12 protein-coding genes, 2 rRNA genes and 1 pseudogene are annotated in these 14,852 nt (G+C 45.8%); 5 read left to right on the forward strand and 10 right to left on the reverse strand.

The window, feature by feature from the left end:
- Positions 1 to 116 precede the first annotated feature (116 nt).
- Together AB3F25_RS08970 and crcB are read left to right on the forward strand one after the other, a co-directional pair.
- Positions 117 to 944 carry a Cof-type HAD-IIB family hydrolase gene (locus AB3F25_RS08970; protein WP_373603482.1) on the forward strand — a complete coding sequence of 276 codons (828 nt, stop codon included), beginning with the start codon at positions 117 to 119 and terminating at the stop codon, positions 942 to 944.
- Positions 944 to 1,327: a fluoride efflux transporter CrcB gene (gene crcB, locus AB3F25_RS08975; protein WP_373603483.1), complete on the forward strand. Its 384-nt coding sequence runs from the start codon at positions 944 to 946 to the stop codon at positions 1,325 to 1,327. The genes AB3F25_RS08970 and crcB overlap by 1 nt, the downstream gene beginning before the upstream one ends.
- On the opposite strand, the gene recX is transcribed toward crcB, so the two are convergent.
- From recX to waaA, 7 genes and pseudogenes are all read right to left on the reverse strand, one after another.
- Positions 1,328 to 1,786 carry a recombination regulator RecX gene (gene recX / locus AB3F25_RS08980; protein WP_373603484.1) on the reverse strand — a complete coding sequence of 153 codons (459 nt, stop codon included), beginning with the start codon at positions 1,784 to 1,786 and terminating at the stop codon, positions 1,328 to 1,330.
- A gap of 73 nt (positions 1,787 to 1,859) precedes the next feature.
- Positions 1,860 to 2,918: a recombinase RecA gene (gene recA, locus AB3F25_RS08985; protein WP_373603485.1), complete on the reverse strand. Its 1,059-nt coding sequence runs from the start codon at positions 2,916 to 2,918 to the stop codon at positions 1,860 to 1,862.
- Between the two features lie 144 nt (positions 2,919 to 3,062).
- Entirely contained in the window at positions 3,063 to 3,905 is an 843-nt protein-coding gene (locus AB3F25_RS08990; protein WP_373603486.1) for a patatin family protein, read from the reverse strand.
- Positions 3,906 to 4,106: 201 nt separating this feature from the next.
- Positions 4,107 to 6,119 carry a DNA helicase Rep gene (rep, locus tag AB3F25_RS08995; protein ID WP_373603487.1) on the reverse strand — a complete coding sequence of 671 codons (2,013 nt, stop codon included), beginning with the start codon at positions 6,117 to 6,119 and terminating at the stop codon, positions 4,107 to 4,109.
- 189 nt (positions 6,120 to 6,308) lie between these two features.
- Positions 6,309 to 6,470: pseudogene (locus AB3F25_RS09000) on the reverse strand (YceK/YidQ family lipoprotein); the annotation flags it as partial.
- Between the two features lie 34 nt (positions 6,471 to 6,504).
- Positions 6,505 to 6,984, reverse strand: coding sequence for a pantetheine-phosphate adenylyltransferase (coaD, locus tag AB3F25_RS09005; RefSeq protein WP_373604364.1), 480 nt, complete (start codon positions 6,982 to 6,984; stop codon positions 6,505 to 6,507).
- Positions 6,944 to 8,263, reverse strand: a complete 1,320-nt coding sequence (gene waaA, locus AB3F25_RS09010; protein WP_373603488.1) for a lipid IV(A) 3-deoxy-D-manno-octulosonic acid transferase — start codon at positions 8,261 to 8,263, stop codon at positions 6,944 to 6,946. Before waaA ends, coaD begins: the two co-directional genes overlap by 41 nt.
- A 61-nt stretch (positions 8,264 to 8,324) precedes the next feature.
- Here waaA and AB3F25_RS09015 point away from each other — a divergent pair, with 61 nt between their 5' ends.
- A complete protein-coding gene (locus AB3F25_RS09015; protein ID WP_373603489.1) occupies positions 8,325 to 9,083 on the forward strand; it encodes a glycosyltransferase family 2 protein in 759 nt (252 codons plus the stop codon).
- Between the two features lie 63 nt (positions 9,084 to 9,146).
- On the opposite strand, the gene tpiA is transcribed toward AB3F25_RS09015, so the two are convergent.
- Complete coding sequence (tpiA, locus tag AB3F25_RS09020; RefSeq protein WP_373603490.1) at positions 9,147 to 9,914, reverse strand: triose-phosphate isomerase; 768 nt, start codon at positions 9,912 to 9,914, stop codon at positions 9,147 to 9,149.
- A 171-nt stretch (positions 9,915 to 10,085) separates the two neighbouring features.
- On the opposite strand from tpiA, the gene AB3F25_RS09025 reads away from it, so the two are divergent.
- Entirely contained in the window at positions 10,086 to 10,535 is a 450-nt protein-coding gene (locus AB3F25_RS09025; RefSeq protein ID WP_373603491.1) for a GNAT family N-acetyltransferase, read from the forward strand.
- On the forward strand, positions 10,535 to 11,422 hold the full coding sequence (gene xerC, locus AB3F25_RS09030) for a tyrosine recombinase XerC (protein ID WP_373603492.1): 888 nt from the start codon (positions 10,535 to 10,537) through the stop codon (positions 11,420 to 11,422). Before AB3F25_RS09025 ends, xerC begins: the two co-directional genes overlap by 1 nt.
- Before the next feature lie 185 nt (positions 11,423 to 11,607).
- Here xerC and rrf read toward each other — a convergent pair.
- Both rrf and AB3F25_RS09040 read right to left on the reverse strand, forming a co-directional pair.
- A 5S ribosomal RNA gene (rrf, locus tag AB3F25_RS09035) occupies positions 11,608 to 11,723 on the reverse strand.
- Positions 11,724 to 11,910: 187 nt separating this feature from the next.
- Positions 11,911 to 14,807, reverse strand: a 23S ribosomal RNA gene (locus AB3F25_RS09040).
- Positions 14,808 to 14,852 lie beyond the last annotated feature (45 nt).

Consider the following 14,852-nt stretch of genomic DNA (forward strand, 5'->3'; position numbering starts at 1 on the left):
CAAAACTATGGAACACACACGCCAAGAAATCGCCGTTTCTTGTATCTCCTCAAACAGCACTATAAAAAACGCTAAATTTTTTGCTATGATATGCAAGATTTTTTTGGGGCTCACCTATGTCACATCAATTAAAACAACCCTTTCGTGCTGTTGTATCTGATCTGGACGGCACTTTATTAAACAGCAACCATGTAATTGGCGATTTCACTATCGATACCTTAAACAGACTTGAACAACAAGGCATTGATATCGTCTTGGCAACCGGTCGCAACCATACGGACGTATCTTCTATCCTTGCTAAAATCGGAGCAGAACGCGCACTCATGATTACCTCAAACGGAGCAAGAGTGCGCGACTTAAAGGGCAATTTACTCTACAGCAACAGCTTGCCGGAAGAAATTGTGTTCAAGCTTTACCAAACACCGTTCGATACAACGAAAGTCTGTTTGAATACATACCAAGATGAAGGCTGGTTTATCAATAAAGACGTACCCGCATTAAGAAAATTTCACCAAGACTCCGGTTTTATGTACGAAGTGGTCGATTTCGCCCGACACCACGCCCGCAATGTGGAAAAAGTATTTTTTATTGGAAAAACGCCGGAAGATCTTATTGAAGTGGAAAATTATTTGCGCGAACACTTCGGCAACGAAACGACGATTGTCTATTCAGCGCTCGCTTGCTTAGAGGTTATGAATAAAAACGTCTCAAAAGGCGACGCCCTAAAACAAGTGCTGGCTCTACGCGATTACGATCTAAAAGATTGTATCGCATTTGGTGACGGCATGAATGACATGGAAATGCTATCCTCCGTAGGCAAAGGTTGTATTATGGAAAACGCAGATACACGCTTAAAAGCGGCTTGCCCACAGCTGGAACAAATCGGAACAAATAAAAACGAATCCGTAGCAAAATATCTCCGCAGAACATTTGGAATGAAATAATGTGGCAAGCAATCTTGTGTGTTAGCGCGGGTGCGGTGCTCGGCGCATTAGGAAGATGGGGCTTAAGCCAATGGCTAAATCCTATTTTTTCTGCTTTTAACTTTGGTACGCTATTCGTTAATTTTGTCGGTTGTTTTCTTATCGGCCTGTTAATGGCCTTTTTCTGGCAATTTCCGCAGTTTAACGGCTTATGGAAATTATTCTTGAATACCGGCTTTCTCGGCGCATTTACCACTTTTTCTTCTTTTTCATCGGAAACGATCGAATTGTTCATATCAGAAAAATGGCTAAACGGATTAGTCGTCATTTTGCTCCATGTGACGGGCGGCCTATTTAGCACCGCATTGGGCCTGGTATTGTACGGGCTTTTGGTTAAATCCTAACTAAAAATCCTCATCTGGTGTAAAACCAATCAAATCGGCAAAGTCTTCACGATAAAATCCGTGAGAAAGCATATATTGCCAAATTTTTTGCCTGCTTTTGGGGGTTTGCTTTTCCCCGTAATAAGGAAATTTCTTTTTCAGCACGCGCAATGCAATCATCGACCAATCCACCATTGAGTCCTCCAATGCGGTCTCAATCACATCTTCCGGCACGCCTTTCAATTGACGAAGTTCTTGTTTAATGCGATTTACGCCATAACCACGTTGCGCTCTAGCATTAATATAATTCTCCGCAAAACGACGATCGCTCTGCCAGTGTTTTTGCTGACAATAACGAAGGACGTTTTCAATTTCTTGTTCCGAAAACATTTTCTCTTGCATTTTATTGCGCAGTTCAAATTCACTATACTCACGACGAGCAAGCAAATTCACCACATAACTTAAAGCCATATCAGACATATTTTTGTGCCATAAAAAAGTGCGGCCAAATTACATTCATTTTGACCGCACAGAAATAAAATAAGAATCAGATTTATAGTTCGTTGTCGGCAGTATCGTCGTCGAGTTGCTCAATATCTGCCATTAGTGCCTGTTCGGGATTTGCAACCAATTCCGCACGAAGTTTAGCTTCAAGTTCGTCCGCTTTCGCCGGGTTTTCATGCAACCATTTCATAGCGTTTGCTTTACCTTGACCGATCTTTTCACCGTTGTAGGCATACCAAGCGCCGGATTTCTCCACAAGTTTATGTTTTACGCCCAATTCAATCAGTTCGCCGGCCTTTGAAATGCCTTCGCCATAAAGGATTTGGAAATCCACTTGACGGAAAGGGGCGGCCAATTTATTTTTCACCACTTTTACGCGGGTTTCGTTACCAATGACTTCCTCGCCGTCTTTCACCGAACCGGTGCGACGAATATCCAGTCGCACGGAAGAATAGAATTTCAGCGCGTTACCGCCCGTTGTAGTTTCCGGATTGCCGAACATCACACCGATTTTCATCCGAATTTGGTTAATAAACACGACTAAGCAGTTTGCATTTTTAATTTGACCGGTCAATTTACGTAACGCTTGGGACATCAAACGCGCTTGTAACCCCATATGCGAATCGCCCATCTCGCCTTCGATTTCCGCTTTCGGCGTCAATGCAGCGACAGAGTCCACAATCACAACATCTACCGCACCGGAACGTACTAAAGCGTCACAGATTTCCAACGCTTGCTCGCCGTTATCCGGTTGGGAAACCAATAATTCTTTTACATCTACGCCAAGTTTCGCCGCATAAATCGGATCCAGCGCATGTTCCGCATCAATAAAGGCACAGGTTTTACCTGCTTTTTGCGCTTGCGCAATAACGGAGAGAGTTAGCGTAGTTTTACCGGAGGACTCCGGCCCGAAGATTTCGACGATACGTCCCATCGGCAAACCGCCGATCCCCAACGCGACATCCAGGCCGATTGAGCCGGTTGAAACCGATTCGACATCAAGCGCTTTGGTATCGCCCAATTTCATAATCGAACCCTTACCAAATTGCTTTTCAATTTGACCTAATGCCGCCGCAAGGGCTTTTTGTTTTTCTTCTTGAGTCGCCATGTTATAACCTTAACCTTTTTTTATTAAACGGAATAAAATTTCGTGTAGATTCTATCTGTATTGATATACAGTATCAAGAGAAATTTTGATCTTTGCAAAAAAATGTGAAAAAGATCGCAAAGCTTATATAGTTTTGCTTAAAAATTAACGGTTTAGATAATCCCATAAGGCATTAAGTGATGCGCTAGCGTCTTGCGTGCCCAAATCATACATGGCTTGAATTTTTGCCGGATTTTTTTCTAAACGGCCGATTTTGAGATCTTGCGAAGGGCGAATCACAAAAATTTCCCCCGTCTCCTCCGCTTTTAGCACCGCATCCAATTGCCGATTATAAACCTCATGGCGATTTATCAACGCTTCCGCCAATTTAGGATATTTCCGATAAAAAAGAGAAGGCAAAACGGCGGACATCTTTTCTTTCCGATAGCCCGCTGAGCGAGTAAGCACGACAATCCATTTATCGCAACCGCACGTACGGGCAAAATCAAGCGGAATACTGTCCGCAATGCCGCCGTCTAAATATTTTTGCCCGTCCAGTTCCACCATTTTCGAGACGAACGGCATTGCAGAGGTGGCGCGCAACACTTCCATTTGCGCAAACACATCGCTGATTTTACGATATTCTGCAGCACCGCTTTCGACATTCGTCAGCGTTGCGTAAAACTTAACAGCGGATTGCGCAAAGGCCGCTTGGTCGAAAGGATCGAGTGTCATCGGCAGTTCATAAAAAGCAAAATCTTTATTTATGATATTACCCGTGGTAAGCAAACTGCAAAGCCCCATATAACGTTTATCGCCGAGGAATTCGAGGTTATAACGCAACGCCCGCCCTTTTTGATTGGAGGCATAATTTACGCCAAACAACGCCCCTGCCGACACGCCCACGATCGTATCAATGTTAATCCGCTGTTCCAGCAACACATCCAGCACCGCCGCGCTAAAAAGCCCGCGCATCCCGCCGCCTTCTAATACTAATCCGATTTTCATCGCGTTCCTTATTCATAAATAGGCGCAAATTCTAACATTTTTTTAGCTTTAACTTGGCTAACAATATATTGAGTAAAATTCAAAGTAAATTGAATGCAATAACAACACCGCATTGGAATTGGTTCCAATGCGGTGCTATTTGATGAAGGTAATTTTCGCTTTGTGTAGCAGCTATATTATGGCGATTTTTCTAAGTGCAAACTAACCGTTTAAAATCGTACGCAAACGATCTAACTGACTTTGCGTTTGCTGTTGTTTTTGTTCCGTCGTTAATTTTGGTTTGTCACGTTCCCACAGGACATCGTCATGCGGCAACTCGGCTAAGAAACGGCTCGCTTCAGGGCGCACCAATTCGCCGTATTGCCGGCGTTCACGACAAAGAGAAAAGGTCAACGCTTTTTGCGCACGCGTAATGCCCACATAAGCCAAACGGCGCTCTTCTTCCACATTGTCTTCGTCGATGCTGGTTTGATGCGGCAAAATGCCTTCTTCCATGCCGATTAAATACACGTATGGAAACTCCAAACCTTTGGACGCATGCAAAGTCATCAGTTGCACCTGATCGCTTTCATCATCGTCCTCGCTGCGCTCAAGCATATCGCGTAAAGTCAAGCGTGTAACCACTTGATTGAGATTCATCGGTTCGTTGGTTTCGTCACCTTTAAGCATATCCGCCACCCAATCAAACAAGGTCGCGACGTTTTTACTTTGCATTTCTGCCGCTTTCGGACTTACGGCATATTCATACAAATATTCTTCGTAATGCATCGCCGACAGCATCGAGCGCACGGCACGCGCTGGTTCGGAACGCTGTATTTCGTCGTGAAGTTCCACGATCCAACGCCCGAATTTTTGCAGCGCATCATAAGCTTTCGGCGTGACGCGTTGAATCAGTTCAAATTCAAAAATCGTCTCAAACAAACTAATGTGCTTTTCTTGTGCCAATTCGCCCAATTTTTGCAAAGTCGCCGTACCGATTTCACGTTTCGGCGTGTTCACAATACGCAAAAATGCCGCATCATCGTCTTGATTCACCACCAAGCGCAAATAAGCCATCATATCCTTGATTTCAGGGCGCGAGAAAAACGATGTACCGCCGGAAATTTTGTAGGGAATACGGTTTTGCATCAACACTTTTTCTAACAAACGCGATTGATGATTGCCGCGATATAAAATCGCGTAATCTTTATATTTGGTTTTATGGCTGAAACGGTGCGCAATCAATTCCGCAGCAATGCGCTCCGCTTCGTGCTCTTCGTTTTTCGCTTCAATTACCAATAATTTTTCGCCTTCACCGATCGTGGAAAACAATTTTTTGTCGAACACGTGCGCGTTGTTATCGATCAAAATATTCGCGCAATGCAAAATGCGTTGGGTGGAGCGATAATTTTGTTCCAGCTTAATCACTTGCAAACGTGGAAAATCATCACGCAACCGCACCATATTTTCCGGTCGCGCGCCACGCCATGAATAAATGGATTGATCATCATCGCCCACTACAGTGAAACAGGCGCGCTCACCCACCAACAACTTAATCAATTCATATTGACTGGTATTGGTGTCTTGATATTCGTCCACCAACAAATAACGGATTTTCATTTGCCATTTTGAGCGCACTTCTTCATTTTGCTTGAATAACAACGTCGGCAATATAATCAAATCATCAAAATCTAACGCGTTGTAAGCACGAATTTGCGCTGCATAGCGCTCATAACATTTGGCGAAAGTTTGATATTTGGCATCGCGCGCAAGCGCATAAGCTTGCTTCGGCGAAATTAAATCGTTCTTCCAGTTGGAAATCGCCGCAATCAGCTCGCGCAACAAATCCTTATCTTCTTTTAACACGTCTGCAGTGAGTTCTTTGACAAGTGCGAATTGATCGTGCTCGTCGAATAAAGTCATATTTGATTTAAATCCGAGAGCTTTATATTCGTGCTTGATGATGTCAAAACCCAGCGTATGGAAAGTGGAAACCGTCAAGCCCTTGGATTGTTCTTTGCCGATGGAATGCGCGACCCGCTCCTTCATTTCACGTGCGGCTTTATTAGTGAAAGTAACGGCCGCAATGTGCTTTGGCAAATAACCGCAATGTGCGATTAAATGAGCGATTTTGTTGATAATCACGCGCGTTTTACCGGAGCCCGCCCCGGCTAACACAAGACAAGGCCCGCTGACGAATTCGACAGCTTGTTGCTGTTGGGGATTGAGTTTCATGTTTATTGTAAATACGTATTCATAAAAACTTGGTTTTTACCGCTTCGCTCCTTCGTTTAGGAGAGATGACAACGAAGCGACAAAAAAGATAGAAAATACCGAAATTATGGAGCAGTTGCACAACGCTAAAATTACCCTTGCAAAATAGCACCGCATTGAAGCCGCTTTCAATGCGGTGCTATCTTTTAATGCAAACTCAGACTTTAATGTATCCGGTAAAAACGACAGCGGCACATCTAAAATCGGTAAGTCCCATTGCTGTGCCATTTTAAGATCGCAGGCTGTGCCGGTATAGGCGGTGTATTTTTCGGTAGAGTCGAGAGGTGCCGCGACAGCACCGCATTCGGACAAGACGAAGAGTGCGCTTAGTAAAAATAATGTTTTTTCATCGCGCTTTTAAGGCTTGTAATACCGGCATCGGAACTAACGCTGACACATCCCCACCATGCAAATAAATCTCGCGCACAATAGTGGACGAGACAAATGCCCACTTTTCGGTCGGCGGGAAAAATAAACTGTCCACACCTTCGGTTAATAAACGATTAAGCGCAGCAAGTTGCAATTCATATTCAAAATCCGTCGTGGTACGCACACCACGAATAATGGCGGAAATATGGCGCGCTTGAATCACTTTTGCCAATAAATCAGAAAAGCCGAACACTTCTACATTCGGTAAATGCGCAACAGAACGACGCGCCAATTCTACTCGTTCTTCCAGCGAGAAGAGCGGATTTTTGCGCGGACTGTTCGCCACCGCCACCCAAACGCGCGGAAAAATAGCCGCACTTCGCACAATAATATCTAAATGCCCGTTAGTGAGCGGGTCAAAGGTGCCGGGATAAATTACCGAACTGGCTGTCGTCATCATTGCGCTCCAAATAAGGTTTTAATAAATCTAACAAACGTTGTAACGCGCCTTGATTTTCCACTAATACTTCATGGCCGGCCCATCCAAGACGTTTACGCGCCGCTTGCGAATTAAGCAGCGCTTCCACTGCGCGTTCCAGCGCGTCTGCGCTTGCATTCACTTCCAGCACACCTTGCACTTCCAGTAGCATTCTAAATACTTCGGGAAAATTAAAAGTATGCTTGCCGCTAATCACCGGAATTTTAAAGGCCAACGGTTCAAGCGGATTATGTCCGCCGTGTTTCACTAAGCTGCCGCCTACAAAAGCAATATCAGACACACCGTACATCACCATCATTTCCCCCATGGTGTCGCCCAAAATCACTTGCGTATCGGCACTCGGCAGTTCCCCCGTAGAACGACGGATAAAATGAAATTTTTCCTGTTGCAGTAATCTGGCCACCGCATTAAACCGTTCGGGATGACGCGGTACAAGCAACAACAATAAATTCGGGTATTTTTTCAGCAAGCGACGGTGAGTTTTTAGAATGATTTCCTCTTCGCCTTCGTGCGTGCTGGCGGCAATCCATACCGAACGTTGTAACCGCCACTGACGGCGCAAGATTTCAATGCGGTGCTGAAGTTCACTCGTAATTACCAAATCGTACTTAATGTTACCGGTAAGCTGCAGCTTTTCTTTTGGATAACCGAGCTCCAAAAAACGTTTACCGCTGATTTGATCTTGCGGCGCAATCAAACTAATTTGCGACCACATAGACTGTAAATGCGCACGCACTTTGCCGTAACGACGCGCAGAACGTGCCGACAAGCGAGCATTTGCCACAATAAAAGGCACATTTCGACAATGTAGTTGTCGGATTAGATTCGGCCAGAGTTCCGTTTCAATTACAATGCACAATTTCGGCCGGATAAAATCAATGAAACGATTGATTGCGCAGGGTAAATCATAAGGCAAATAGCAATGCGTCACGTCGCTGCCAAAAGCGGCTTTGACGCGGTCGGAACCGGTCGGCGTAACCGTAGTAAATGTGATGGGTAAAGCCGGATAAGTTTGTCGAATTTTGCGCACCAACGGCGTGGCGGCAATGACTTCACCTACGGAAGCTGCATGAATAATGATGCCGTGCGGATTCGGTTTAGCCAACGCGCCGTAAAATCCATAGCGTTCGCCGAGCCTTTTTCGATAATTTGGCGCCTTAAAACCACGCGTCCACATAAAGATAAGCACCAGCGGCTGAATGAGGTACATCAGGCCGGTATAAAAAAAACGCCACATAAATTAAATTCGGTTATACTTACGAAAATTTTCAGTAGTATAGCAAAAAAAGGATCGGAATATGCCAACAATTAGCGTTGCCATGATCGTGAAAAACGAAGCGCAAGATCTCGCGCAATGCTTGGAAACAGTACAAGGTTGGACGGATGAAATCGTAATTTTGGACTCCGGTAGCACAGACGACACCAAACGAATCGCATTAAATTACGGCGCCAAATTCTATGAAAACGCCGATTGGCCAGGTTTCGGCAAACAGCGCCAACTCGCCCAGCAGTATGTCACAAGCGATTATGTGCTTTGGCTGGATGCCGACGAACGCGTCACACCCGAATTACGCGAATCCATTAAACAGGCTGTGCAACTTGATTCGCCCCATACTATTTATGAACTACCGCGCGTAAGCGAAGTATTCGGGCGTGAAATTCGCCATTCGGGTTGGTATCCGGATTATGTGGTGCGTCTATATCGCACCGATTACGCGAACTATAACGATTCCTTAGTACATGAAAAAGTGGAATTTCCGGCAAATGCGCGTATTGAAAAACTGAAAGGCGATTTGCAACATTTCACTTATAAAAGCATTCATCATTACTTAGTGAAATCGGCGAACTACGCGAAAGCTTGGGCGGATCAACGCCAAGCCAAAGGCAAAAAAGCTACGCTTTGGCAAGGTGTCAGCCACGCTATCGGCTGTTTTGTGAAAATGTATCTGTTAAAAGCCGGTTTCTTAGACGGTAAACAAGGCTTTCTGCTCGCCGTGCTTTCGGCGCATTCTACCTTGGTAAAATATGCGGATTTGTGGGAACGGGAGCAACATTAAGGCAAACAAAAAAGTGCGGTAAATTTGATCTACCGCACTTTTTGTTTTCTGATCGAATGAAAATTAATTTTTTGCTGCTGCCGCGGCTTTCACAATCACCGCAAAAGCAGGTGCTTTAAGCGATGCACCACCGACTAATGCACCGTCGATATCCGGTTGGGTAAATAATTCAGCTGCATTTGAATCATTTACGGAACCGCCGTATTGGATAATTACTTGGTCTGCCACTGCCTGGGATTTTTTCGCGATATGACTGCGAATGAACGCATGTACTGCTTGCGCTTGCGCCGGCGTGGCGGATTTGCCGGTACCGATTGCCCAAATCGGTTCGTAAGCGATTACCGCACCATTAAAGGCTTCAACGCCTAACGCATTGAGCACCGCATCGATTTGACGCGCGCACACTTCTTCGGTTTTACCCGCTTCGTTTTCCGCTTCGGATTCACCGATGCACAATACCGGCACTAAACCCGCTTCTTTTAATGCGCAGAATTTTTTCGCGATGAATTCATCGCTTTCTTTATGATAGGTACGACGCTCGGAGTGACCGATAATAATATATTTAGCCCCGAAATCTTTTAACATTTCAGTGGAAATATCGCCGGTAAATGCACCTTTTACGTTCACATCCACGTTTTGTGCGCCTAAGGCGATCTGACTGCCTTTTAAGGCAGCTTCTGCTTCGGCAAGATACATCACCGGCGGAGCGATTGCCACGCCGCAGCCTTCAACACCGGCTAATTCAGTTTTTAGATGTTCGATTAATTCTTTGGTAAACGCTTTACTACCGTTTAATTTCCAGTTACCCATAACTAAGGGACGACGTGCCATTTTAGTTTCTCCGTATTAATTAATAACGCGGCTACTATACCAAATTTTCGATTTGATTTTTTGTTCAAAATCACAAATCTAAAATTTTTCTCCCCGAGCGCGTGCTTCTTTGGCATGAAAAAGCTACAATTTACTGTATAGAATCAATAAAAAATAACCAATTTTATAAAAATGAAGATTTTCAAAGCCGAACAATGGAACATTGAAGTACTATTGCCTCTTTTTGAACATTACCGTCGCGCCAACGGAATGACGGAAAACCCCGAGCGTACTCTAACTTTCTTAACCAATCGCATTCGTTTTAATGAAAGTCTATTTTTTATCGCAGTAGATGAACAGGATGTAGATAAACAAGATAAAGCGGTAGGCTTTATTCAACTTTATCCCCGCCTCTCTTCCTTGCAGTTACAGCGTTATTGGCAATTAACCGATATTTACGTAACAAATCGTCCCCAACAAGCGGAAATTTATGCAGCGTTAATCTCCAAAGCGAAAGATTTCGTACTTTATACCCAGTCAAACCGCCTTGTCGCCGAATTAGGACAAGCCCAACATAAATTGTTAGAACGCGAAGGCTTCAAATTAAACCCGAAAAAAAGCCTGTTTGAATTGAGTTTATAATGCAAACCGAACTGCAATCTTATTGGGATTATTTGCGCATTGAACGCCAGGTCAGTCCGCACACGCTCGTTAACTATCAACGCCAACTCAATGCGGTGCTAAAATTGCTTGCTGAGCAAGACATTCGACAATGGCAGCAAATTACGCCGAATATTGTGCGTTTTGTTCTAGTACAAAGTAAAAAAGCCGGGCTCAAAGAAAAAAGCCTGGCTTTACGTTTGTCTGCCCTTCGGCGATTTTTTAGTTATTTGGTGCAACAAGGCAAATTGAACGTTAACCCTGCCACCGGCATCTCCGCACCAAAAGCGGGTAAGCATTTGCCGAAAAATATCGACAGCGATCAAATTCAACGATTATTCGCCAATGACAGTAAAGAACCTATTGATATTCGCGATCGGGCGATTTTAGAGCTTATGTATAGTTCAGGCTTACGTTTATCGGAATTGCAAGGCTTGAACTTAAACAGCATTAACACGCGAACACGAGAAGTACGCGTGTTAGGAAAAGGGAATAAAGAACGCATTGTACCATTCGGACATTACGCCTCGCGCGCGCTGCAACAATGGCTTAAAGTGAGGTTACTCTTCAATCCGAAAGATGAGGCCTTATTCGTCAGCCAATTAGGCAACCGCATTTCCCATCGCTCCATTCAAAAACGGCTGGAAACATGGGGGATTCGTCAAGGCTTAAGCAGTCATTTGAACCCGCATAAACTGCGCCATTCTTTTGCCACGCATATGTTGGAAGCCAGTTCCGATCTGCGCGCGGTACAAGAATTGCTCGGACACAGCAATCTTTCTACAACCCAAATTTATACCCATCTCAATTTCCAACATCTCGCTGATGTTTATGACCAAGCTCATCCACGCGCGAAGCGGAAAAAGTAATTGTTTTCGGAAGTTTTGTCTTTTGGTTTGAGCACCGCATTGGAAACGATTATAGACGCGCCAATTAAGCCACAGAATTGAACATCGGTTTGAGCACCGCATTGGGGCTGTTTGTCTTTCTCCCGTTTTGCGATTTTTCGCCAATAAAAAACCCCGGCCTTCTGACCGGGGTTCATTTCATATCTACCTGGCGGTGCCCTACTCTCACATGGGGAAGCCCCACACTACCATCGGCATTTCGGCGTTTCACTTCTGAGTTCGGTATGGGGTCAGGTGGGACCACCGCTCTATCGCCGCCAGGATTATTCGGTTTTAGACTTTAGACCTTGGACGTTAGCTTTACCTCTTCGTCTTTGTCTTTGTTGTCTTTGTCGTCTTTATGCTTTATGCGCACTTTTATTGGCTACAAGCTAAACTTTTATTCTGTTTTGTTTTATTTCGTTTTTTTCGTTAGCTTCACTGCTCTCTTAAAAACATTTGAGCGTTGTATAGTTAAGCCCCTCGGGCAATTAGTACGCGTTAGCTCAATGGCTCACACCACTTACACACCGCGCCTATCTACGTCTTCGTCTTAAACAACCCTTACTCACTTGATGTGTGGGAGAACTCATCTCTTGGCAAGTTTCGTGCTTAGATGCTTTCAGCACTTATCTCTTCCGCATGTAGCTACCCGGCTATGCGTCTGGCGACACAACCGGAACACCAGTGATGCGTCCACTCCGGTCCTCTCGTACTAGGAGCAGCCCCAATCAATTCTCCAACGCCCACGGCAGATAGGGACCGAACTGTCTCACGACGTTCTAAACCCAGCTCGCGTACCACTTTAAATGGCGAACAGCCATACCCTTGGGACCTACTTCAGCCCCAGGATGTGATGAGCCGACATCGAGGTGCCAAACACCGCCGTCGATATGAACTCTTGGGCGGTATCAGCCTGTTATCCCCGGAGTACCTTTTATCCGTTGAGCGATGGCCCTTCCATTCAGAACCACCGGATCACTATGACCTACTTTCGTACCTGCTCGACTTGTCCGTCTCGCAGTTAAGCTTGCTTATACCATTGCACTAACCTGACGATGTCCGACCGTCATTAGCAAACCTTCGTGCTCCTCCGTTACGCTTTGGGAGGAGACCGCCCCAGTCAAACTACCCACCAGACACTGTCCGAACACCCGTTCCGGGCGCTTCGTTAGAACATCAAACGTTAAAGGGTGGTATTTCAAGGTCGACTCCATCATCACTGGCGTGACGACTTCAAAGTCTCCCACCTATCCTACACATCAAAATTCAATGTTCAGTGTCAAGCTATAGTAAAGGTTCACGGGGTCTTTCCGTCTAGCCGCGGGTACACCGCATCTTCACGGCAATTTCAATTTCACTGAGTCTCGGGTGGAGACAGCCTGGCCATCATTATGCCATTCGTGCAGGTCGGAACTTACCCGACAAGGAATTTCGCTACCTTAGGACCGTTATAGTTACGGCCGCCGTTTACTGGGGCTTCGATCAGGTGCTTCTCTTTCGATAACACCATCAATTAACCTTCCAGCACCGGGCAGGCATCACACCCTATACGTCCACTTTCGTGTTTGCAGAGTGCTGTGTTTTTAATAAACAGTTGCAGCCAGCGGGTCACTTCGACCGGTTCAACCTTCATCCGCAAGGGATTACAATCTACGCCGGCGCACCTTCTCCCGAAGTTACGGTGCTATTTTGCCTAGTTCCTTCACCCGAGTTCTCTCAAGCGCCTGAGTATTCTCTACCTGACCACCTGTGTCGGTTTTCAGTACGGTTTAGTAAAGCCTTTCGCTTAGTGGCTTTTCCTGGAAGTGTGGTATCAGTTACTTCAGCCCCTTGAGGCCTCGTCATCATTTCTCAGTGTTAAGAAAGTCCGGATTTGCCTAAACTTCCCACCTACCAACTTAAACGTGCATATCCAACAGCACGCTAACCTAACCTGCTCCGTCCCCACATCGCAGCTTTACCAAGTACGGGAATATTAACCCGTTTCCCATCGACTACGCTTTTCAGCCTCGCCTTAGGGGCCGACTCACCCTGCCCCGATTAACGTTGGACAGGAACCCTTGGTCTTCCGGCGAACGGGTTTTTCACCCGTTTTATCGTTACTTATGTCAGCATTCGCACTTGTGATACGTCCAGCAGCCCTCTCGAACTCCCTTCGTCCGCTTACACAACGCTCCCCTACCCAACAGACTTTCGCCTGATGCCGCAGCTTCGGTGCTATATTTGAGCCCCGTTACATCTTCCGCGCAGGCCGACTCGACTAGTGAGCTATTACGCTTTCTTTAAATGATGGCTGCTTCTAAGCCAACATCCTAGCTGTCTAAGCCTTCCCACTTCGTTTCCCACTTAATATAGACTTTGGGACCTTAGCTGGCGGTCTGGGTTGTTTCCCTCTCCACGACGAACGTTAGCACCCGCCGTGTGTCTCCTGAGTATCACTCTTCGGTATTCGTAGTTTGCATCGGGTTGGTAAGCCGGGATGGCCCCCTAGCCGAAACAGTGCTCTACCCCCGAAGGTGTCCGCTCAAGGCTCTACCTAAATAGATTTCGGGGAGAACCAGCTATCTCCCGGTTTGATTGGCCTTTCACCCCCAGCCACAAGTCATCCGCTAATTTTTCAACATTAGTCGGTTCGGTCCTCCAGTTAGTGTTACCCAACCTTCAACCTGCCCATGGCTAGATCACCGGGTTTCGGGTCTATACCTTGCAACTCTTCGCCCAGTTAAGACTCGGTTTCCCTTCGGCTCCCTGATTTAGTTAACCTCGCTACAAAATATAAGTCGCTGACCCATTATACAAAAGGTACGCAGTCACCCTTGCGGGCTCCCACTGCTTGTACGTACAAGGTTTCAGGTTCTATTTCACTCCCCTCACCGGGGTTCTTTTCGCCTTTCCTTCACAGTACTGGTTCACTATCGGTCAATCAGGAGTATTTAGCCTTGGAGGATGGTCCCCCCTTCTTCAAACAGGATATCACGTGTCCCGCCCTACTTGTCGTTAACTTAGTACCACGACCTGGACTTCGAGTACGGGGCTATCACCCTGTGTCGCTGTGCTTCCCAGCACATTCCTCTGTCTCTGTCGCTATCATTAACAGGCTACTTCGCTTTCGCTCGCCGCTACTGACGAAATCTCGGTTGATTTCTTTTCCTCGGGGTACTTAGATGTTTCAGTTCTCCCGGTTTGCCTCAACAAGCTATGTATTCACTCGTTGATAGTGGGCTCTTCACCCACTGGGTTGCCCCATTCGGATATCTTGGATTAAACGCTTCTTATCAACTCATCCAAGCTTTTCGCAGATTAGCACGTCCTTCTTCGCCTCTGATTGCCAAGGCATCCACCTTGTACGCTTAGTCGCTTAACTATACAACCTCAAATGCTCTTCTTACGATTTGCATTTAGTGGCTAT

The sequence above is a fragment of the Aggregatibacter sp. HMT-949 genome, from assembly GCF_041734645.1.
Classification (GTDB): Bacteria; Pseudomonadota; Gammaproteobacteria; order Enterobacterales; family Pasteurellaceae; genus Rodentibacter.

What these genes read in the sequence shown, in the direction of transcription:
- AB3F25_RS08970 (WP_373603482.1), top strand. Translation starts at nt 117, where the DNA reads ATGTCACATCAATTAAAACAACCCTTTCGTGCTGTTGTATCTGATCTG.
- crcB (WP_373603483.1), top strand. Translation starts at nt 944, where the DNA reads ATGTGGCAAGCAATCTTGTGTGTTAGCGCGGGTGCGGTGCTCGGCGCA.
- recX (WP_373603484.1), bottom strand. Translation starts at nt 1,786, where the DNA reads ATGTCTGATATGGCTTTAAGTTATGTGGTGAATTTGCTTGCTCGTCGT.
- recA (WP_373603485.1), bottom strand. Translation starts at nt 2,918, where the DNA reads ATGGCGACTCAAGAAGAAAAACAAAAAGCCCTTGCGGCGGCATTAGGT.
- AB3F25_RS08990 (WP_373603486.1), bottom strand. Translation starts at nt 3,905, where the DNA reads ATGAAAATCGGATTAGTATTAGAAGGCGGCGGGATGCGCGGGCTTTTT.
- rep (WP_373603487.1), bottom strand. Translation starts at nt 6,119, where the DNA reads ATGAAACTCAATCCCCAACAGCAACAAGCTGTCGAATTCGTCAGCGGG.
- coaD (WP_373604364.1), bottom strand. Translation starts at nt 6,984, where the DNA reads ATGACGACAGCCAGTTCGGTAATTTATCCCGGCACCTTTGACCCGCTC.
- waaA (WP_373603488.1), bottom strand. Translation starts at nt 8,263, where the DNA reads ATGTGGCGTTTTTTTTATACCGGCCTGATGTACCTCATTCAGCCGCTG.
- AB3F25_RS09015 (WP_373603489.1), top strand. Translation starts at nt 8,325, where the DNA reads ATGCCAACAATTAGCGTTGCCATGATCGTGAAAAACGAAGCGCAAGAT.
- tpiA (WP_373603490.1), bottom strand. Translation starts at nt 9,914, where the DNA reads ATGGCACGTCGTCCCTTAGTTATGGGTAACTGGAAATTAAACGGTAGT.
- AB3F25_RS09025 (WP_373603491.1), top strand. Translation starts at nt 10,086, where the DNA reads ATGAAGATTTTCAAAGCCGAACAATGGAACATTGAAGTACTATTGCCT.
- xerC (WP_373603492.1), top strand. Translation starts at nt 10,535, where the DNA reads ATGCAAACCGAACTGCAATCTTATTGGGATTATTTGCGCATTGAACGC.